Source organism: Dyadobacter sp. (assembly GCF_017744695.1).
Lineage (GTDB): Bacteria > Bacteroidota > Bacteroidia > Cytophagales > Spirosomataceae > Dyadobacter.
Genome location: NZ_JAGIAS010000001.1, coordinates 164755 through 186157 on the forward strand (window position 1 = coordinate 164755; position 21403 = coordinate 186157).

Consider the following 21403-nt stretch of genomic DNA (forward strand, 5'->3'; position numbering starts at 1 on the left):
CATCACATGATGAAAGCCATTAACCGGGTGAGAACCACCCTATGGATTGCCGTTGCCCTGCTGACGGCACTGGGAAATGCTGTTGCCCAAATCAAAGGAAAAGTGGTTGGCCCCAACAATGCGCCGCTGGAAGGCGCGGCCGTTTCGGTGCTCCGTGCGACGGATTCGAGTCTGGTGAAAACAGTGCTTACCGTGAAGGACGGTACTTTTTCGATTACAGGCATTAAAAACGGGAGCTACCTCGCGGCCGTCGCCATGATGGGCTTTAAAAACTTTACCAGAAGCAAGTTTGACATTCCGAACGAAAAGCAGACCATTGAATTGGGAATCATCACATTAAACACCGCCGATATCAAACTCGACGAGGTGAAAGTGACCGGGCAAAAGAATTTCGTGGAATACCAGATCGACCGGACGGTGCTGAATGTCGATGCCCTGATTTCGAATGCGGGTGCCAATGTGCTGGAAGTGCTGGAAAAAGCGCCGGGTGTGATGGTCGACCAGAGCGGCAGCATCAGCCTCAAAGGTCAACCGGGCGTACTCGTGCTCATCGACAACCGGCCCACCTATCTGTCGCAGGCCGCATTGGCAGCCTACCTGCGGTCGTTACCTGCCAACGCGGTCGAAAAGATCGAGCTGATCACCAACCCTCCCGCACGTTACGACGCGGCCGGGAGTGCCGGCATCATCCATATCAGAATGCGTAAAAACAAGGTCCGTGGCCTGAATGGCAGTATTACCCTCAGCCCTGCAAGGTCGCGGTACTGGCGGCACAACGAAAACGTGAACCTCAACTACCGCAGCAACCGCTTCAATTTTTTCACCAATGCGAGCTTCAACAGCGTCGACCAGTGGCGCCGGCTCGATATTGAGCGGAGGTACTACGGCGAAAATGATGCATTACGGTCGTCGTTTGACCAAACCACTTTCTTTTATCCCAAAAGCAGGACCGCAAACCTGAAAACCGGGATGGATTTCTACGCCAGTGAAAAAACCTCCTGGGGCATCGTGTACACGGGTGCATTCACACACTCGCGCGAGGAGAGGCCCGTGAGCAGCATTGTCAGGAATGCTGCCGGGGCGATCGATTCCCTCATCCAGGCCGACAACAGTGACCGGAACCGTTTCCGGCAGCACGGCGTCAATCTCAATTTCAGCCATCAGTACGACAGTACCGGAAAGTTGCTGACCTTCGACCTGGATTACATTCAATACCGCATCCGCGCCCGGCAGACATTCATCAACGACTTCTTCGATGGTGAGGACACATTCAAAAGACAGGAAAAAATCACGACCGACCTTCCATCGTCCATTGCCATTTATTCAGCCAAGACCGACTATGAACATCCGCTGCAAAAAGGTAAGCTCGGGGCGGGTTTCAAAAGCAGCCTCGTCCGCACCGACAATGCGGCCAACTACTTTCTGCATCAGGGAGAAACGGTTTCGGTGGATTACGACAAAACCAACCGTTTTCGTTACACCGAAAACATCAACGCCGCATATCTGAATTTCAACCGGGATTTCAAAAAGCTTTCGCTTCAAACCGGCCTGCGTGCGGAAAATACCAACGGCTACGGGCACCAATTGGGCAATGCTGTCAAACCGGACTCGTCGTTTGCACTGCATTACACCAGCATTTTCCCTACACTTTACGTCAGCTATAAGCTCGACACCAACCAAACACACCTGAATTTCTCCTATGGCCGCAGGATCGGCCGGCCGTACTACCAGGATCTGAACCCTTTCGTTTTTCTGCTGGACAAATTCTCCTACTTCGCCGGCAATCCTTATCTGAAACCGGAGTTCGGCAACAAGTTCCAGCTTTCGCTCAACTATAAGAGCCGGTTCAATTTGTCGCTCCTCTACAATTACACCCGGAATATGCAGGGCGAGGTGATCGAGCAAGCCGGGAATGTGTTCATCAGCCGGACAGGCAATATCAGCAGGCTTATCTGGGGCGGCATCACATTGACCGCCCGCCTCAAAGCAGGCAACTGGTGGACCTGCAATTTTTACGCCGAACTCATCCGCAACAACTTCCGCGGTATGCCTGGCGACCCGGACCACACGACCGGCTCGACCTACGGCTACATCAGCCCGAACAACCAGTTTTTGTTCAAAAACGGGTGGAGCGCCGAACTAAGCGGATTTTATATCACCCGCAGCCAGAGCGCGCAATTCGATAAGGACGATTTGTTTCTGGTCAACGCGGCTGTGCAGAAAAAGGTGATGAAAGACAAAGGCATTGTCAAGCTCTCGCTCCGCGACGTTTTTAGTTCGCTTGAACCCAATGGCCGCATTCTCAATATTCCCAATGCCCGGGCCAACTATTACAACGATGCCGACACGCGGGTGCTGACAGCATCATTCACGTACAATTTCTCCAAAGGCGCCTCCGGCAAGCGGAAGCGGAACGTCGGCGGCTCAGGTAGTGAAGAGCAGCGGGTTAAGAACTAAATATCTTCTATTTTTACGTCATGAAAATCCTGTTCTTCTCCGCCAAACCCTACGACAAACAGTTTTTCGATAAGTACAACCGCCCCTACGGTTTCGAAATCGAATACCTGGAAACCCATTTGGGACCGCACATCGCCCATGCCGTCGACGGCCAGGAGGCCATCTGCGTGTTCGTCAATGATAAGGTGAATGCGGAAGTTATAGCCATATTGGCCGAAAAGGGCGTAAAAATCATTGCTTTGCGATGTGCCGGGTTCAATAACGTCGACCTGAATGCAGCCCGCCTGCGCGGGATACGCGTGTGCCGTGTGCCCGAGTACTCGCCCGAAGCCGTGGCGGAGCATACGGTGGCCATGTTGCTCACCCTCGTCCGCAAAACGCACAAAGCTTACAACCGGGTGCGCGAACAGAACTTTTCATTGAACGGGCTGCTCGGTTTCAATTTGTATGGCAAGACGATCGGCGTGGTAGGAACGGGCAAAATAGGCGGTGCATTTTGCAGGATCATGAAGGGCTTCGGCTGCAAAGTCGTGGCTTACGACCTGTATCCCAATCCCGAGCTTCAACTGGCGGGAGTCGAGTATAAACCGTTGGAAGAGGTGCTGCGTTCCTCCGACGTCGTTTCCCTTCATTGCCCGCTCAACCCCGGCACGCATTACCTGATCAACGAAAGTACCCTGGCCCTGATGAAACCCGGTGTGACGCTGATCAACACGAGCCGCGGCGGGCTGATCAACACGGCCCATGCAATAGACGCTCTCAAAAGCAAGCATTTGGCGAATTTGGGAATCGACGTTTATGAGCAGGAAGAAAAGCTTTTCTTCAAAGACCTTTCGGAAAGCATTATCGAGGACGATACCATCCAGCGCCTGATGAGTTTTCCAAACGTGCTTGTAACAGCCCATCAGGCATTTTTCACGGAGGAAGCGCTGACGGAAATCGCCCAGGTCACTTTGCAAAATATCGACCGCATTCTTCACGGAAAAGAGCCGGAGCAAGCGGCAGCCGTACTGGTCTGAATTATGGCCCCGCATTCTCGGCTGTTCGACTACCTGCCGGGCCCCATTGTCTATCGCGCCGTTAATTTTGAGATAACTTCGCCAGATACGGGATAAGCGTCTTAGCGCCCGGCATCAGGTTTGTTTTCATAACCATCCCCGATTTGCCGAGTACCATCGCCTGTGGTATGAAGTGGAATACAACGACTTTTTAAATATATCCTAAAAAGTTTATCATGAATAAAAAAATTACCCTCGCGGTATTTCTCGTGCTGATAGTCGGCTGCATTGTTTATATGCTTTTGCCCGAAAAGGCTGTTGCAAAAAAACGGCAGGAGCCAATGCCACCTTATCCTTATTACAGCGAAAGTGTAACTTTTCAAAATAGCGGGGCTGGTATTTCGCTATCGGGAACCCTCACGTTACCAGCTAAAAAAGGCAGCTTTCCTGCCGTAGTATTGATCACCGGTAGCGGGGCGCAGGATCGGAATGAGACGATTTTCGGACATAAACCATTCCTGATCATCGCGGATTACCTCACCCGCCATGGCTTCGCGGTTTTGCGTTATGATGACCGGGGAACAAACAAATCGACCGGGCGTTTCGCGACAGCCACTTCCCTGGATTTCGCCACAGATGCCGAGAGCGCAATAGCTTATCTGCAATCCAGAAAGGACATTAACCCCAACAAAATCGGCCTTGCCGGACATAGTGAAGGCGGGCTGGTAGCGGCCATCGCCGCATCGCAGTCCAGGGATATCCAATTTGTCATTTCTCTGGCTGGTCCGGGCGCTATCAGCTACGAAGTAATATCGCTACAAATGGAATTGATCGCACGGGCGGGCGGTGTTGACAAAGCGGGAATTGCATTCATTAACAAAATCAATAGCGACGCGCTTGAAATACTCAAAAACTCGCCCGACACCGCCGTATTGCGCAGGAACCTGACCGCCTACATGCAACCCAAGGCAAAGAACTACCCGAGGCAAATGCTCCCTCCGGGACAGACAGCGGAGCAATTTTTCAAAGATCAAATCCATTTCATGTGTGGGCCGTGGTATCAATTTTTATATAATGCCGACCCTGCTAAATATTTTCAAAAAGTGACTTGCCCGGTTCTGGCTTTAAATGGATCGAAAGATTTACAGGTAGACGCGCAACAAAATCTGCCTGCGATTTCAAAAGCATTAAAAGAAGGCGGCAATTTAAATGTGACCGTAAAAGAATTACAGAATCTTAACCATCTCTTTCAGGAAAGTAAAAGCGGCCATCCCAGTGAATATGCAGGCATCGAGGAAACCTTTTCGCCCAAAGCATTGGCTATCATGTCGGATTGGCTCACGACTCAAACCAGGTGAGGCATTCGATAAGTGCCTATTTATGGGTAGCCGTAAGCTCGTTGATCAATTCCCGGGCATCGTCACCGTCCGCCCCTTTGGCAACGGAAATTTGAAGCGCTTCTTCCGCTGCTTTTAAAGCCGGCTCTTTATTTCCTAATTTCTTTTGAAGCTGGGCATAAATGCATAAATACTCGTAGTTTTTGTTCAAATTCAAAACCTTGTCCATGATCTCGACCCCTATTTTCAATGTCTCGGGATCCTTGGCAAAGGTTTTAAGATAAATACCGGTTTCATACATGGTTTGCCAATCTTTCGCCCCAACGGTACTGCCGTATTTCAAAGTCGATCGGCCGTAATTGAGCCAATCGCCCCGTCCGCCGTAAAAGTAAATTTGCAAAAGCGACAAGATTTTAACGCTGTCCGGAAAATCGTCAACGGCGACCTTTCTCAGCTCGCTCATCAGCACCAGGTCGTTGGTCCTGCCCGCCATGTTTGCCGTGCGGGTCATAATTCTTTGCGTTGCCTTTTCGACATCTTCCTTGCCAAACAAGCCCACAAATTTCTGCTGATTTTGCAGGAGATAAACCGTCGCCGGCGACTTAAAGCCAAGACCCGCCCCAAAAATGAACCTTAAATTCCGTTCTGATGCCAGTTCGTCAGCCGACTGCGTCGCCAGGTATTCCTCCGTCACTTTTTCCTTCGGGTTATCATCAACCATATAATATGATAATGCATTACTCAAATTGAACAGCAACTCCGGCGACTTTTCGCCTTGCTCGTACCGGGTCAGCATGGGAAATAATGCGGTATTCGGGTCGGATGCATTCTGCCCGTCCCGGATGAAATCAGCGGCAGGCTTGGCCCCCGAGCTCTGATGCAGCTTTTGGCCGTTTTTACTCAGAAACAAATAGGTAGGAAAACCTTTAATTCCATACTTCTCCGCCAGCGCTTCGCCCGCGCCCTTGTCTTCAATGTCAATTTTATAACTGATAAAATTCCCGTTATAATAATCGATTACATCCCGACTAATGAAAACCTCTTTTTCCATTTGCCGGCAATAGCGGCAGGAAGTCGCCCGAACATACAAAAAGATCTGTTTTCCGTTTTTTTCCGCGTTTTGAAGGGTTTCTTCCCAGGAAGTAGTGGCAAAATTAATTCCCTGGGCGCGACAAAAAGCCGTGCTAAAAATTAAAAGCATCAAACAGAAGGTTCTTTTCATAAGGGGATCAATGAGGAAAGCCAGGATTTCTTTTTATTTTAGAACGTCTATCGACCGTTTCAAACTTTAAACTTCTGATTCAAAATGAAAGCAAAGTACTATCTCCTGATGGTTATCGCAATAGGATTTATTTCTATTGCCGCCAAAAATGCTGCCTTGCCGGCGGATATTATCGGTACCTGGAAATACCTGATCAGCGACGTTCCGCCGGAATATGAATCGGGCTTTTTTACCTTTGAACAAAAGGACAACAAAACCACCGGATATGTGGGTGACACCGAAAAGCAGGAGATGAAAGAGTTGACGGTAGATCAGGAAAAAGTAGCATTCACGATCGAGAGCCAGGCGGGCGTTTTCAAATACAGCTTCATGCAGAAGGGTGATACATTAACCGGCATCGTGTCTTCGCAATACGGGGACTTTCCGATCAAGGCGGTTAAGGAACCGAAGAAATAATCGATTTAAGATCCGGGAAACGTTCCTTTTGAACCGTTTCCCGGAAAGCGTTTCCCGGACTATCAATATCCTGCCGCCTGCCCGTCTTTCCGCATTTCCGACGCGCCGTGGTATACTTTCTCTTCCTGATCGACCAGGATAGCCTGGTAACCGCCGAAAAAGTCCTTGTCCGCCAGCTGGTGGCCTTTGCGCACCAATGCTTCACGGACCTGCGCCGGAATACCGCCTTCAAGCGCCACTTTTCCCCCGTCCGACATCACGGTACCGATCGGCTCGCTGCTGCCCGAATGCGCAAAACGGGCCGCATCGCCGGCTTCCTGTACATTCATGCCGAAATCGAGGATGTTGCAAAGAATCTGCAAATGCCCCTGCGGCTGCATGGCGCCCCCCATCACGCCGAAACTGAGGAACGGCTTACCGTCTTTGCGCACAAAGCCGGGAATAATGGTGTTGAACGGGCGCTTCCCGGGCGCGTACACATTGGCATGCCCAGGCGCGAGGCTGAAACTGCTGCCACGGTTATGCAACACAAAACCCAGCCCGTCCGGCACCATACCGCTGCCGAATTCGAGCATATTGCTCTGGATGAGCGATACCATATTGCCTTCGGCGTCAGCCACGGTGAGGTACACCGTATCGCCGTCTTTGAGCACCGACTGGCTCGCGTCGAATTTCACAGAAGCCTTCTCCGGGTTGATCAGCGCCCGACGTTCGGCAGCATATTTGTCGGATAGCAAGGTCTGCAAAGGGATTTTGGCAAAATCCGGGTCGGCATAATAGCGGGCGCGGTCCTCGAATGCCAGTTTTTTGGCCTCAATCAGCAAATGCAGGTACTCGGCACTGTTGTGGCCCAGCTTTTTCAAATCGTAAGGTTTAAGGATATTCAGCATTTGCAGCACAGCGATGCCCTGGCCGTTGGGTGGCAGTTCGTATACATCATAGCCCCGGTAATTCACCGACACAGGTTCCACCCAGGTACTTTGGGTCGCGGCCAGGTCTTCCTTCCGGATAAATATCCCCGTTTTACGTGCATAGGCATCGATCCGGTCGGCTATTTCGCCCTTGTAAAACACATCCCTCCCCTGCCTGGCAATCTTTTCATAGGTAATGGCGAGGTCCGGATTTTTGAAAACCTGTCCATGGCGTGGTACGGCACCCCGGATCAGGAATGTTTTGCCAAAATTTTCAAATTCTGTAATGTCTTTCTGCTCTTTCAGGCGCCTGTACGCTACCTCCCACGAATAGGCGATCACCTCGGGCACGGGCGCACCTTCCCGCGCAAATGTGATCGCGGGTGCGAGGATATCGGCCATTTTCAACCTGCCAAAACGCTGGTGCAATGCGAACCAGCCATCTACGGCGCCAGGTACCGATACGGACAACGGTCCGTACAGCGGCATTTGCGTTCTGTCGCCCAGTGCGGATTTGAGTTTTTCATAGGTAAGGCCCCTGGACGATCGGCCGCTCGCGTTCAGTCCGTAGAGCTTTTTATCCTTGGCCGACCAGACTATCGCGAACAAATCACCGCCAATGCCGCAATTATTGGGTTCGATTACCCCCAGGGCCGCATTCGCCGCAATGGCTGCATCCATGGCCGAGCCGCCCTTTTTGAGGACATCGAGCCCTGCCTGGGTGGCGAGCGGATGGCTGGTGGCAACCATACCATGCATGGCCAGCACCGGGCTGCGCGATTCGAAGTTGGAGCCGCTGATACGGTCTCCCCTGCCCGTCTGTGCCGGAGCGCTCGTCAAAAAAATGACCTGGGACGCCAGCAGCGCCCAGATCATCCGGTAATTCATTTTAATCATGGGGAGTAAAGTTCAGGAGATGGAGTTTAGACGACGGCGATCAGGATACTTTCCCGAGCTTCATCGTTTCAGGGTCCCAATGCACCACCGTATTCTCGAAATAGCTTTTGTTGGAAAGCAATGCCGGCCCGGCGGCACGGAAACCGAATACCGCGTCTTCCAGCGCCTTCTTGTTGTTCCGCATAGCATCGAAGAATATCGCAAAGTGGTCCAGCCGGTCGTCGTAGCCTTGCGGCGCCTTGTATTCCTGCACGTCGGGTTCGGACATTTCGGGGCGAGACGGATATTTGTTGTTGTATTCTGCCAAAAACTTCTCCTGCAATGCTTTGGGGAATGTATCGATCGTGTAACCAGGTGCGGCAGCCATTTTCTTGCGCTTCACGGTCACCGTATTCCCCGAAAGCGTGATCTGCCCGTCGGTACCGACGAACCGGAAGCCCGATCCTCCGCCTGAACCATCGGCAAAATTCACCCGCAAAGTGAGGTTGAATGCCGGATGCGAAGCCGTTTTGGGATAATCATAAATACCCAGCATGACATCCGGCACGTCGCGGCCGTCTTTCCAGTACCGCAAGCCGCCGCTGGTCATAATGCGGGTCGGCCCTTTAGAATCGAGGATGTAATGCATGCCTGAAAACAAATGCACGAACAGGTCGCCCGCTACACCGGTACCATAATCCTGGTAATTGCGCCATCTGAAAAAACGCAGCGGATCGTACGCTATCTTGGGTGCCTTGTCGCTCAGGAAGCGGTTCCAGTCTACGGTTTGCGGCGAAGCGTCGGGGGGTATGGAGTATTGCCAGGCCCCCTGCGCCGAATGGCGATCGTAATACACTTCCACGAAATTCAGCTCGCCGATAGCCCCCGATTGGTAGAGCTCTTTGGCTTTGGCATAAATAATGGAGCTTACGCGCTGGCTGCCCACCTGAAAAACCTTACCCGAATCGGACGCTGCCTTGATCATATCATACCCCTGCTCGATCTTGTGTACCATCGGCTTTTCACAGTAAACGGCCTTGCCGGCTTTCAGAGCCTGGATACCGATCTGCGAATGCAAATGGTCGGGCGTGGCGAGGATGATCGCATCGATGTCCTTGCGGCTCAGGATTTCGTTGTAGTCTCGGGTCGTCTGAATATCATTGCCGAACAGTTCTTTGGCACGTACAAGGTGGCCGTCGTACAAATCGGCCACGGCCATGAGCTTCACGCCGGGCACTTTCAGGGCGGTACGGGTGTCCCCCATTCCCATAATGCCGGTGCCTATACAGGCGATCTGGATGGTATCATTAGCGGCGAACCTCGGCTTTTCCCACGGGAGCTCGCGCGAGAAGATGCGCTCGCCTGCAAACAGGGGCCCTGGCGCGGCGGCCGTAAGCAGCGCACCGCCGGTAAACTTCTTGATAAAGCTCCGTCGGTTGTTGTCATTCTTGCTGGACATCATGCTGAATAATTGGAGTTTAGGTAATCAAATTGGCTAATCACAAGAATCCCTGCCGTCTGCCACACCTACACCTGCGAGTAGGCCGTCGGTATGAGAAAACTATTGCTGATTTTGGAGATCGTATTCGCATATTGCGGGTCACCTACCAGTTTTTTCCAGGCGGGATCGGCGATGAATGCTACCCAGCCCTTGTCGCGCGCTTCCATGTTCTCGCAGGTGAGCAGGTAGGTCAGGCGCGGGAGTTTATCGCCGGCAATGACATCGCCAAAGAACACGGGATTGAGCCCTGCCCGTTGGAAAATAGGGAATTCGCCATCATGGAACATTTTGATTTTCCTGGTGACGGCTTCCTCGCTGTAACCTTCATACGTCCGCAGTTCGAATACCCGCGGCGTGGCGGAAGGAACGGTTATGACAGGCCAGCCTTCAAAAGCCATCATCAGTGACGAGGTGAACCGGCTGTATAATGCCTTTTCCACCGGAATACCGTTGTATGCCGCGCTGTTTTTCACATACTCCTGATCCGCCTTCAATTTTTCATGGACTGTCATGCGTTGTTCCAATGAACCATAGGGTATGAGCGCGAAAAATTTGGCGGGATCCGATGCGCGCCATTCCCGGAAGACGCCGACCGATTTTACACCGGCCCGGTTCAATGCCGGTATAAGCGCCGTTTTGAAATAGTTTTCGAGCTGCGACTGATCCGCCCCAAAGCGGAACTCGTATTCACGCCATTCATATATTTCCCTGCTTGCGGCGGGGGCATTGCCTGCTGTTACGCTGCTGGTACCAACGGCCGTACCTGCCGTAGCCACCAGTGTTGATTGAAGAAACTTCCTGCGCTGCATAGAATATGGTTTTCAGAATAATAGGTTAAAAGTGCTTTTTGCATTGAGTACCGCCACGCTGGAAGGGGACCAGCCGTTAAGCAAAATCGCGATAGTCGTCTGATGTTCGGGAAGATAGAACACTTTTCCGACAAACCCATACACATGTCCGTCATGGCCGATCGCCGTGCCATGATCGGTCTCGATTTTCATCAGGCCTAATCCGTATTGTTTGTAATATTTCAGTTCGTCGGGCAGCGTATTGGGGTCGATGTCCTGGTAGGTTTGCATCAATGCGAGCGAAGCGGGCGAGAGGATCTTTCCCGTCAGTAATGCTTCCAGAAATGCGGCCACGTCATCCGAAGTAGAAATCATCCCGCCGTCGAGCTGCCCTTCTCCGCCCACCGCATTGTTATCGACCCAGGTCACTTCCTGCATCGAACCGTCGGTCTCAAAGTAAGATTGCGTCAGCGATGCCGGCAAAACCACACTGGCGGAAGTGTTACGAAGCCCCAGCGGCTCTATGGTTCTTTCGCGGACAATATGATAGGCACTTTTTCCGGTCACGGCCCGGATAATCTCCGAAAGCAGCAGGTAGTTGGTATTACAATAATTGCCTTTGCCCAGCGGGAAATCTGCCGGTTTGTCGTACACCAGCGCGAGGTTCTGCGCAGCCGAATACTTCACAATTCGTCCGGTGGCAATGCCTTCGATCGTCTCGTCGTCGAGATATTCACGGATACCCGATGTGTGGTTCAGGCATTGCTCAATGGTCGCCTCGCCGGCATTGGCAATGCGGCTGGTGACTTCCGAAGGCAGGTATTTGCTGATCTTGTCGGTAATGGCCAGCTTACCGTCCTCCTGCAACCGGAGAATGGTAGCGGCCGTGAATACCTTCGAAATACTGCCGACCCGCAACGTATTTTCGGGGCGCATGGCAATGCCATTACCCTTATCGGCAAAGCCGCCCGTGCCGTGCCAGGTACCTTTCGGCGAACGCACCGTTATGCTTACACCCGAAGCGCCTGCCTCCATGAAACGGGCCACGATACGCTGGTACTTTTCCGCGTCGGGATGATCGACGGGCGGGACGTGATCGGTTGTGCAGGAAAGCGCCCATACGGCCAGGACGGGAATGAGGAAAGCGGCGCGCAAAGTGATGCGGATGATCCGGCGACAGCATTGCCGGCTGGTAAGTTGGTTTTTCATCTTTGTCGATTAAAAGTTTTCGGCAAAGATGAAATCCGGGACATCGGGGATCGCCCCGGCGTGTAGGATGGCACGAAATTGGACGTCCGCCACGGCCTGTTCCTATTGCAAATGGACATCTTGCCTGGCCAGGAACTCACTGGGCGACAAGCCGGTATGCTTCCTGAAATTACGATTAAAGGAAGTTTTGGAATTAAACCCGCATTCGAGGGCCAGGTGCAGCAGCGTGTATTTCTGGTTTTCGGGCAGCGCTGCAATCCGGGTAAATTCGGCGATCCGCAGGGCATTGACGTAGTCGTAAAAGCTTTTGTTACCGACCATATTGATTACCTGCGACAGATGATTGGCATTGGTACCGAGTTTTTCGGACAGCTGAACCAGGGTAAGCTCGGGGTCGGTGAAAAGCCGCTCACGGGCCATCAGGTCTTCCAGATTTTCGTAGATCCGCAAGGCCACATCGCGGCTCAGCCCGGACCTCGCATATTTCGATTTCACGGCGGCTTCCTGCGCTGCATGATCAACCTCCGCAACCGGTTCCCCGGGCTCCGCCAGCGGCACGGCAGCGATATCGGGGACCAGGATCTCCTGTTCCAGAGCAAGTCTCGATTGATCGGTAAATATCCCCGTTTGCCGGATGCCAAAATACCCGATGAAGCATACGAATGCCACTACCGCTCCGAAAATGTAGTCCTCGCTATCGAGAAAGATCGTCAGCCAGATCACCGATATCCCGGCAATGAGGTACCGGAGCCAGGCCAGATTGATCTTTTCCGTATTGGAAAACCGGGCATCGATACGCTTTCGATGCCTTTGTAACCGGAACCACGAAAGCAGCGCATACGACACCCCGGAGAGTACGATCGCGCACAGCAACACCCACTGCCGCTCACGAAACCCCTCCCCTTCATGCTGGTATACCCACACCTTGCGCTCGGGTGTCAGCATATAAAATGGTATGACATAGACATAGGCCAGCATCAAGGGGACAAAGTGGAGGACCCTGTATCGCCGCCTGTGCGTAAGCCGCGTAAGCTCGGAAGTATACAGGTACAACAGCGGCCCATACGCAAGCGGAAGCGGGATTTCGACACCGAGCAAATAGGGAAATTGAAGGTACTTCCCGCTCCTGACCGAATAGTAAAACCCCAGGTGTACGCCGATCAGCAGCAACCAGATCAGCAACACATAGTCGGCACTGGTTTTGTGGCGCTTACCCCATAAAATGACAGCCAGAAAGAAAGTAATTGCCAGCCCTATCAGACTCAACATGCTGAATAATGGAAATGAGAATGCGATTAGCGCTGGCTAACTTAACGATTTTTGCAGGAATCCCGCTAAACCGCATCCAGCGAGAAAATCTTCGCCAGTTGCCTTTGATTGACCCGCGCAGGCGTCGCTTTCATGATCAGGTTACGCAGGCCGATCAGCAGCGGGTTCCGGGCATGTGCCACCTTGCCGATCCGCCAGCTCATATCGACGATGTAATGCGCTTTCGGCATGCGAACCGACGGATACCGGCGAATGGCCTCATCGAGTGAGCACTTTTTGAGCAATTCCCCGAGCGCATAGGCGTCCTCAATCGCCTGGCATGCGCCTTGCCCGAGATTAGGGGTCGTGGCGTGGGCAGCGTCACCGATCAGGCAGGCGCGACCGGTATTCCATTGCCGCATGGGTTTCAGATCGAAGATCGGTGCGACGATCCAGCCGGAGGAAGGCGTAGCCCTGATGATTTCCCCGACCAACGGGTGAAAGTCGCTTAAATAAGGTAGAATATCGGACGTCAAGTCGGCGAGGTCCTGGTCGATCAGCAGATACCAGTACACTTGCCGGTCGTTCAGCCTCACAAAACCAAAACGCTTTCCTTTTCCCCAGGCCTCGTTCAACTCGTGATGGTAGCGTTCGGGCAGCGCGTAATTTGTCACGCCCCGCCAGCAATTCTGCCCGGCGTCCCGCAACGCACCGTTTCCGAACAGCGCGCTTCTCATTCGTGAGCGGAGGCCGTCCGCACCCACCAGGTAATCTGCCGCTGCCACGCTACCATCCTCGAATGACAGCTCGTAGGCATTTTCGGCCTGTGAAACGGTTTTCAGTCGTTTGTTCAAAACAATGTGGTGGCCCCCCACCGCATTTACCAAAACCCGGTGAAGATCGGCGCGGTGAATGGCTATGTTATGCAGACCCGACCGCTTCTCGAACCATCCGAGATCGTTGGAAGATATGGGGCTCAGATCCGGATGCGTGAGGTTCATCACCGAAATGCGGTTTCCCAATGCAATCGCCTCCTCGGCAATCCCCCAGGTGCGGAACGCCTGCATGGCGTTGTTGGCGATCATAATGCCCGCACCGACGGGTTCCAGCGCAGGTGCTCCTTCATAAATGCGGAATGGTATTTGGGCTGACTTCAATGCGAGGGCTGTCGCCAATCCGCCGATCCCTGCTCCAATAATGGCTACTTCCATGTTTTTACTGTTGGTTGTTTGTAGCCGCTAAATTGGGTTGCGGGTGGTCCAAAAAACGTTCACTTAAGTTAATTAATGATCCGCTTCCGGATACGGCTCAGCGACTGCGGCGTAATCCCCAGGTAGCTCGAAATGTATTTCAAAGGGATTTTCTGAACGATTTCCGGCATTTTGTTCAGCAGTCTGTCATAACGCTCTTCCGGCCCGAAGAACAGCAGGTCTTCGATCCGGCGCTTTGCTTCGAGGAAGCAGACGTCGGGGATCGTGCGGCTGAACCGCAGCCAGAAAATGTCGCTGTCGATGAGTCGGTCAAGATCGCTCTTGTCAAACAGCAATACCTCGGTGTCCATCATGGCTTCGATAATGAACCGCGACCGCGCACCCGTGAGGTAACTTTCGTAATCCCCGAAAAAATCGCCGTTCACTTGCAGCAGGAAGCTGATTTCCTGCCCGGATTCCATGACACAATAGGTCCGCAGCGCGCCGTTCACAATGTATCCGAGGGAATTGCAAATTTTGTCTCTTTGAAAAATAACATCACCTCTCCGGCAACGCCTCGCATGCGCTATATCCAGCAACTGGCGCAGGCGACCGCCTTCCAACCCCAATCTTTTTCCCAGAAAATGTTCGATCTGCATAGTGTTTGTTCAACCCGGCGGCCAAATTAACCAACAGCATTTTTAAAACAACTTTTCATGCGACAGATCATTCAGCTTCACATAGTCGGAAGGGCGGATTCCGATGATTTTGTAAAAGGTAGTACTGAATGTCGGGACGCTGTTGTAGCCTACCAATGCCGCCGCCTCCTTCACCGGCATGTGCTCTTCCAGCAGGAAACGTAACGCCCGCATCATCCGCTGAATGGTCAGATACTGGACAAACGACATTGCCAGATCCTTATGAAACAACCTGGAAAGACTGCGCTCGCTGAAACCGAACCGGCGGGCAAGTTCGGGGAACACGATGGGCTCTTGGAGGTTGTCCTCCATAAAACGGATCACCTTATCGAGGCGCTTGTCTTTCGCATAGGGCAATGCAAGCGGCAGTTTATAAATGCTGATTTCCGGCAAAATGTATTTCAATGCCATCGCAAACAGGTAACTGCTCTTGTCGGTCTCGTGAATATCCCCGCTCCATTGATTACTGAAAATCACCATTTGCAATAGCAGGTCGTTCACAGGATAAATACCTGTTTCGAAGTAAAAAGGCTGGTCCCCGGGCTCTACCGGGAAATACAGATTCCGCATGATCACATCCGGCGAGCCGGGATGAATGCTGTGCTCTACCCCGGGCGGTATCCATATATAATGCCGGGCCGGCAAAAAGTAAGTTTTCCGGGGTGTCACCACATGCACGATCCCTCCCTGCGTGTAGAGGAACTGCCCCTTGCGGTGCATGTGCGGGGCCACGTCGTTTTCACCCATCAGGTCGTGCATGCAATAGATACTGCGGGGCTGCTTGTCGACCTCGGTGAGGTAATACATCCGATCGATTTTCGACATGGCGTAAATGGATAAATATTTGACTTTGCAAGATAATAAAGCCATATCAAAACGTCGCACCTTTGCTTTACAATTTAAATCACCTATAAGTCCTATCGCAATGAGATCTGCGGCCGTGTTCTGGCAGTTCACACTCAGCAAAGTGCAATTCAGAACAAAACCATCCCCAAGAAATAATCACTCATTATCAACCCCTTACAAACCAGGCTCTGTAACAGCCGGCGCGGTATTTGCGGGCGCATTGCTGCTCTCCTCCGCCACACAGGCACAAAGCTCCCGCCGGCTGTCGCTGCCGGAAGCTTTGAAAATCGCGGTGGCCAATAACCGTGACATTCGCCACACCAGGATCGAAAGGGCCGTAACCGAGGCCAACATTGACGAAAAGAAGGAGCTGCGCCTCCCCGAAGTCGATTTCCATGCCTCCTATGCCCGCATTACCGATTTGACCGAATACCGCCACGGCCTGGGCGACAAAGTCGTAACGCACACCATTCCCGTCATCGCCGACCTCACCGGTTCCGCGAAAATGCCGCTTTATACCGGGGGAAAGATCCGGTATGCGATCCTGAAAGCGCGCCAGCAGGACGAGATCGCCTCGCTGGCGGTGCTGAAAACGGAAAACGACGTGAAGATGGAAGCGACGGAGCTGTTTTTTAAAGCCTATCAAATGATGGAGCTCGACAAACTGCTGCAAGAACATATCCGGGAAGAGGAAGACCGGCTTGCAGAGGTACGCTCGTTCAAGGCGCATGGCACCGTTACCCGGAACGAAGTACTGCGGGCCGAATTGCAGCTTTCCGATATGCACCTCTCGCGCACGACCAACCGCAGCAATACCGAAATCGTGCTGCATGATTTGCACACTTTGCTGGAAATGCCGGAAGAGATTTCCCTCGAACTCGACACAGCCCACCTGCTGGAAAGCACCTTACCGATCGAAGACATGCATTCATATCTCCAGGCAGCGCTCGCCAAAGATGAAATGCGCATTTCTGAAAAAATGGAAGCGGTTTCCGAAACAGAACAACGGATCGCACGGGCGGCATACCTGCCGAACATCCACCTCTTCACATCCTACGGGTTCAACTATCCCAATTACATGTTTTTCCCGCCCGACCCCTATCTCTATACATTAGGACGTGTTGGGGTGGAAGCTACTTACAGCCTTTCCAATTTGTATAAAAACAAGACCCGCACGCACATCGCTCGCCTGCGTACTGAAGCGCAGCATATGCAGACGGGCGTCGTTAAAAACCGGGTAATGGACAATGTGTTCAAACACCACGCCGAGCTGAACGACCTGCTCGAAACCATTCCCGTCAAAGAAAAAGCCGTGACGCAGGCAACGGAAAACTACCGCATCGTAAAACTCAAATACCTGCACCAGCTCGCCCTGATCACCGAAATGCTCGACGCCGACAATGCGCTCCTCCAGGCGCGCTTCGATCTGCTCACGGCCCGCATTAACGTTACCGTCAAACACCGGCGGCTATTATACGCCTCCGGCCAGCTGCCATAAGGCCCTTTTAACTCCCGATATATTCCAAACACATTCTCATGAAAGTCCGCAAAACCCCGGCCGCACACGGCCCGTTCCATACCACCATAACCGTCATTGCCAGCCTCATCGCATTGGGAGGCATTGGGCTCGGGGTATGGTTCTTTATCATTTACAGCAACTACGAAGAAACCAACGATGCGCAGGTGGACCAGTATGTAACACCCGTCGCGACCCGTATTACCGGTTACGTACAGCAAGTACGGTACGAAGAAAACCAATTTGTACACCGGGGCGACACGCTGATTGTCATCGATAACCGGGAGTACCGGGCGCATTGGGGCGTGGCGACTGCCGAAATCAGTAATGCCCGGCATCACGTTTCGGCGGCACGCAAAAATGCCGCGTCGACTCAAAGCCATGTAGCCGTAGGCCAGGCGCAATTGGACGCGGCCCGGACGCTGGTTTGGAAAACCAAGCTGGAATACGAACGCTACGAGGCCCTTTTGCACGAGGAAGCCGCCACCGAGCAGCAAGTCGAGAAAGTACGGGCCGACTACGAATCCGCTCAGGCACATTACGACGAAGTGAACAGAAGCATCCGGGCTTCTGAACTGGCGACTTCCGAAGCGCTCGCACAGGTACCCGTGGCCGAATCGATGATAGAAGTCAGGAATGCGGCCGCCGACAACGCGGCATTGTATTTGTCGTATACGGTCATTACCGCGCCATACGACGGCTGGGTAGGCCGGAAAACCATTCAGCCGGGCCAGCTCGTGAAGGAAGGGCAAACGCTGGTGTCTGTGGTGAGCCGCGAAAAATGGATCACAGCGAATTTCAAAGAAACGCAGATCGCCGATATGACCGTCGGGCAACCCGTTACCTTCAAAGCCGACGCGTCCCATGGCCGCACTTTCAACGGCCGGATCGAGTCGTTTTCACCAGCGAGCGGCGCCCGTTTCTCCATTCTGCCGCCCGACAATTCGACCGGCAACTTCGTAAAGATCGAACAACGCATTCCGGTACGTATCAGACTTATTGATCCCGGTTCGCAGACCGCCTTTCTCCGGGCCGGCATGAACGTCACCGTTACCGCTGCCCACCAGCACTGATCCTGTGAACAAACAACCTGTTTTCAAAAGCTGGGTGCCCGATTGGCTCATCAAATCGGTGCTGATATTCTGCATGCTGCATACCATGGTGCTGCTCGGATTGTACACCAGCAATATGACCTACTCGGCGAGTTTCCTGGATGTCGAGCCCGAAGATCTGCAATTTGCCATGAGCGTCACCTACGGCACTTTCCTCGCGACCTTGCTGGTCGAGAACCGCATTTTCCGGTATTTCCCGACCCGGAATTATTTTATCGCCATCTACACCCTCGCCGCGCTCACATTCATCGCGTCGGCCTACACGCACGACTTTGTAATTTTCCTTATGCTCCGGGCGGCGGAAGGCGTGCTGATGGCCCTGCCCTGGGTGCCGCTGCGCATTCTGCTGCTTACCCGCTTTAAATCAAGGAATGCGACCATCATCGTGTTTTCATTTACCTATGGAATGCTGCTGATGGCCTCTCCATTCATCATGAACATCGCCGTATGGCTACTGGAAAATTACGACTGGAATTACATGGCCTACGGGTCCGCATTTTTCCAGCTCCTGTGCGTCGCATGGGTATTACTGATCTTCAACGGACACCGGTTCCAACGCAAAACGCCGCTCTTCCAGATCGACTGGGCGAGTTTGGTACTGGTTCACGCGGCCATTTTGTGCGGGGCGTTCGTGCTTGTGTATGGGGAAAAGAAATACTGGTTCGAATCGCCGCTCATTGTCGCGGCATGTACGGCCGCTGCGGTTACCTCCGCGCTATTCATTTTGAGACAACAACTTGTAAAACGTCCATGTTTCGATTTCGCGGTATTCCGCTATGCTAACCTTCGCACGGGCCTGCTACTTTTTATTGTTTTCTACATTTCAAGGGCTACCCTCAACCTCTGCCATCAAACCATGACAAAGGTATGGAACTGGGAGCCCGTCAGGGTCGGCCACATCCAGTATCTGAATGTGGCCGGTAATGCAATCGGTATGCTGATCGCCGCGGCCTGCATGTCGCGTTCGGTTGCTACCCGGTACATCTTCATGCTGGGCTTTTCGGTCCTGGCCATTCACCACCTGTGGTTCACGTTCCTGTTTGTGCCGGACCTGTCGCTGGCAGACATTGCCGTGCCTTACCTCCTGCAAGGCGTGGGCGTCGGTGTGATATTCGTGCCGCTGGTGCTCTTCACAGTATCCTCCACCCCTTCCCACCTCGCACCATTTTCGGGCACCGTCGGCGTCACCGGCCGGTTTTGGGGCAGCACGCTGGGTTTTTGTATGATGCAAAATGCGCTGGTGATTTTACAACAGAAACATTACCACAAGTTACAGCAAGTACTAACCCCGGAAAACGCCGAAACGCAGCATTGGCTGGCCGGATCAACCGCCCGGTTCGTGGCAAAGGGGTTTTCCGAAGACCAGGCAACGGGCCTCGCATTCCGCCAGCTCAGCCAGCGCCTCTCCATCCAAACCACGCTGCTGGCCGAAATGGAAATTTTCACTTTTGTGGGCTACGCATTAGTCGCGGCCGTGGTACTACTGATGCTGAACGGGCATTTGCGACAGACATTCGACATTTTGAAAAACCGGGTTTGGGGTACTTAGTAAAAAATCAGGCGGCCGGTCGAATGCCTGCCGCCTGATCCCTATTGCTCGTCCCCGCCGCCAAGCGCGCGGTAAAGGTCCATCACCGCATTATATTGCTCGCGGCGGATATTGATGGCTTCCAGGTCGTTCTGCAACGCATTGTTCTGTGCGGTGATCACTTCGAGGTAGGTCGCCATCCCGCTCCGGTAGAGCACCAGAGCGTCCTGGTTAGCTTTCGTCAGCGACTCCTTTTTTTCTCCCACTAATCTGAGCCGCGTTTGCACATGCTCCGATTTGGCAAGCGCATCCGACACCTCCCCCACAGCCGTCAACACCGACTGCCTGAACTGCACCGCCGCCTTTTGCTGCTCGATCTGCGCGATTTTATAGGCCGTTTTCAACTGCTTTTTCTGGAAAAGAGGCTGCGCGATATTCACCGCTACGCTTTTCACCATCGAGCCCGGCAAATCGAACCAGGTATTGAACTTGAAAGAGTTCGCACCGATCGACGGCGTGAGGCTGATGGCCGGGTACATGGCCGCTTTTGCCAGGCCGGTCTGCGAATTGGCAGCGATTACGGCATATTCCGCGGCCTTCACGTCGGGGCGGCGGCTCAGCAAGCGTGCCGGTACGTCCGCAGGCAATGTCATGCCGGAAACCAGTGCCGAAGCGGCGCCCGAGCGCTGGATGCTGTCGGGGTAGCTTCCACAAAGAATGCCCAATGCATTTTCCTGCACCGCAATATCCTGCAAAGCGGCCGGTATGAGCAATTCGGCCGTTTTCTTCTGCGCCACGGCCTGCTCCAGAGCCAGGGAGTTAACCTGCGCCGATGCATATTGCAAGCGGATCATATTCAGCGTGCTATCGCCCAGCTCCACATTGCGCCGCGCGATTTTCAACTGTTCATCGAGCGTTACGAGGTTATAATATGCCTGCGCTACCTGCACCACAATGCGGGTACGTAGTGCCGAGAGATTTTCCTTTTGGGCAAAGTAGTTGGCCAATGCCCCCTCCCGTTGCATGCGGGTTTTGCCCCAGATATCGGCCTCCCAGCTCAGACGGATAGTCGCGCTGTAATCGTCCATATAGCTCGTACCCAGAAACTGGTCGCTGAGAGAGCCGTTGAGCGAGTTGGTGGAGAGCCAGGTACGATTGGCGCCCACACTGAAATCGGCCGTGGGCAGCAATCCCAGTTTCGCTTGCCGGTACGTCAGGTCGAGTTGCTGCATGTTCATCATCGCCACGGCAATGTCGTTGTTATGGACCAACGCCTTTTCGATGAGTGTGGCAAGAGTCGTATCCCTGAAAAACGCCCGCCACGAAAGCTTCACCGAATCCGCCGTAAGGGCGATCGGCTCGGCTACCGGCGACTGAGTATTCCCGGATTGCCGGTATTTTTCGGGCAGTTTCAGATCGGCCCGGCGGTATTCCTTCCCTACCCGACAAGCCGACAGGGACAATGCCAGGATCAGGCCGGTTATGATATATCGATTGAATGTCCTCATTT

At 53.1% G+C, this 21403-nt stretch carries 17 protein-coding genes; 7 read left to right on the forward strand and 10 right to left on the reverse strand.

The annotated features are described in order from the left end of the window. Window positions 1-6 precede the first annotated feature (6 nt). From J7619_RS00615 to J7619_RS00625, 3 genes are all read left to right on the forward strand, one after another. On the forward strand, window positions 7-2457 hold the full coding sequence (locus J7619_RS00615; RefSeq protein ID WP_291192841.1) for a TonB-dependent receptor: 2451 nt from the start codon (window positions 7-9) through the stop codon (window positions 2455-2457). Window positions 2458-2477: 20 nt separating this feature from the next. Continuing rightward, complete coding sequence (locus tag J7619_RS00620; protein WP_291192842.1) at window positions 2478-3476, forward strand: 2-hydroxyacid dehydrogenase; 999 nt, start codon at window positions 2478-2480, stop codon at window positions 3474-3476. Window positions 3477-3691: 215 nt separating this feature from the next. After that, window positions 3692-4813 (forward strand): S9 family peptidase, encoded by a 1122-nt coding sequence (locus tag J7619_RS00625; RefSeq protein ID WP_291192843.1) that lies wholly within the window; start codon window positions 3692-3694, stop codon window positions 4811-4813. A 16-nt stretch (window positions 4814-4829) separates the two neighbouring features. On the opposite strand, the gene J7619_RS00630 is transcribed toward J7619_RS00625, so the two are convergent. After that, complete coding sequence (locus tag J7619_RS00630; protein WP_291192844.1) at window positions 4830-5993, reverse strand: thioredoxin family protein; 1164 nt, start codon at window positions 5991-5993, stop codon at window positions 4830-4832. Window positions 5994-6098: 105 nt separating this feature from the next. Here J7619_RS00630 and J7619_RS00635 point away from each other — a divergent pair, with 105 nt between their 5' ends. After that, window positions 6099-6470, forward strand: coding sequence for a hypothetical protein (locus J7619_RS00635; RefSeq protein ID WP_291192845.1), 372 nt, complete (start codon window positions 6099-6101; stop codon window positions 6468-6470). 62 nt (window positions 6471-6532) lie between these two features. On the opposite strand, the gene ggt is transcribed toward J7619_RS00635, so the two are convergent. The 8 genes from ggt to J7619_RS00675 form a co-directional block, all read right to left on the reverse strand. Then, window positions 6533-8257, reverse strand: coding sequence for a gamma-glutamyltransferase (gene ggt, locus J7619_RS00640; RefSeq protein ID WP_291196436.1), 1725 nt, complete (start codon window positions 8255-8257; stop codon window positions 6533-6535). 61 nt (window positions 8258-8318) lie between these two features. Beyond that, window positions 8319-9719, reverse strand: a complete 1401-nt coding sequence (locus J7619_RS00645; protein ID WP_291192847.1) for a Gfo/Idh/MocA family protein — start codon at window positions 9717-9719, stop codon at window positions 8319-8321. A gap of 65 nt (window positions 9720-9784) precedes the next feature. Continuing rightward, entirely contained in the window at window positions 9785-10567 is a 783-nt protein-coding gene (locus J7619_RS00650; RefSeq protein WP_291192849.1) for an NIPSNAP family protein, read from the reverse strand. Between the two features lie 12 nt (window positions 10568-10579). Beyond that, on the reverse strand, window positions 10580-11755 hold the full coding sequence (locus tag J7619_RS00655; protein WP_291192851.1) for a serine hydrolase: 1176 nt from the start codon (window positions 11753-11755) through the stop codon (window positions 10580-10582). 102 nt (window positions 11756-11857) lie between these two features. Continuing rightward, window positions 11858-13024 carry a helix-turn-helix domain-containing protein gene (locus J7619_RS00660; protein WP_291192853.1) on the reverse strand — a complete coding sequence of 389 codons (1167 nt, stop codon included), beginning with the start codon at window positions 13022-13024 and terminating at the stop codon, window positions 11858-11860. A 65-nt stretch (window positions 13025-13089) separates the two neighbouring features. Further along, a complete protein-coding gene (locus tag J7619_RS00665) occupies window positions 13090-14214 on the reverse strand; it encodes an FAD-dependent monooxygenase (RefSeq protein ID WP_291192855.1) in 1125 nt (374 codons plus the stop codon). Between the two features lie 68 nt (window positions 14215-14282). Next, window positions 14283-14852: a Crp/Fnr family transcriptional regulator gene (locus J7619_RS00670; protein WP_291192857.1), complete on the reverse strand. Its 570-nt coding sequence runs from the start codon at window positions 14850-14852 to the stop codon at window positions 14283-14285. A gap of 42 nt (window positions 14853-14894) precedes the next feature. Continuing rightward, window positions 14895-15716, reverse strand: a complete 822-nt coding sequence (locus J7619_RS00675) for an AraC family transcriptional regulator (RefSeq protein WP_291192859.1) — start codon at window positions 15714-15716, stop codon at window positions 14895-14897. Between the two features lie 100 nt (window positions 15717-15816). On the opposite strand from J7619_RS00675, the gene J7619_RS00680 reads away from it, so the two are divergent. From J7619_RS00680 to J7619_RS00690, 3 genes are read left to right on the forward strand one after another with little or no spacing between them, the layout of a single operon-like run. Then, window positions 15817-17235, forward strand: coding sequence for a TolC family protein (locus tag J7619_RS00680; protein WP_291192861.1), 1419 nt, complete (start codon window positions 15817-15819; stop codon window positions 17233-17235). A gap of 38 nt (window positions 17236-17273) precedes the next feature. Next, the gene (locus J7619_RS00685) at window positions 17274-18326 is read left to right on the forward strand and encodes an HlyD family secretion protein (protein WP_291192863.1); all 1053 of its coding nucleotides are present in this window, start codon (window positions 17274-17276) and stop codon (window positions 18324-18326) included. 4 nt (window positions 18327-18330) lie between these two features. Continuing rightward, window positions 18331-19914, forward strand: a complete 1584-nt coding sequence (locus J7619_RS00690; protein ID WP_291192865.1) for an MFS transporter — start codon at window positions 18331-18333, stop codon at window positions 19912-19914. A gap of 41 nt (window positions 19915-19955) precedes the next feature. Here the strand turns inward: J7619_RS00690 and J7619_RS00695 are convergent, their stop codons facing one another. Beyond that, window positions 19956-21401 carry an efflux transporter outer membrane subunit gene (locus J7619_RS00695; RefSeq protein ID WP_291192867.1) on the reverse strand — a complete coding sequence of 482 codons (1446 nt, stop codon included), beginning with the start codon at window positions 21399-21401 and terminating at the stop codon, window positions 19956-19958. Between the last annotated feature and the right edge of the window lie 2 nt (window positions 21402-21403).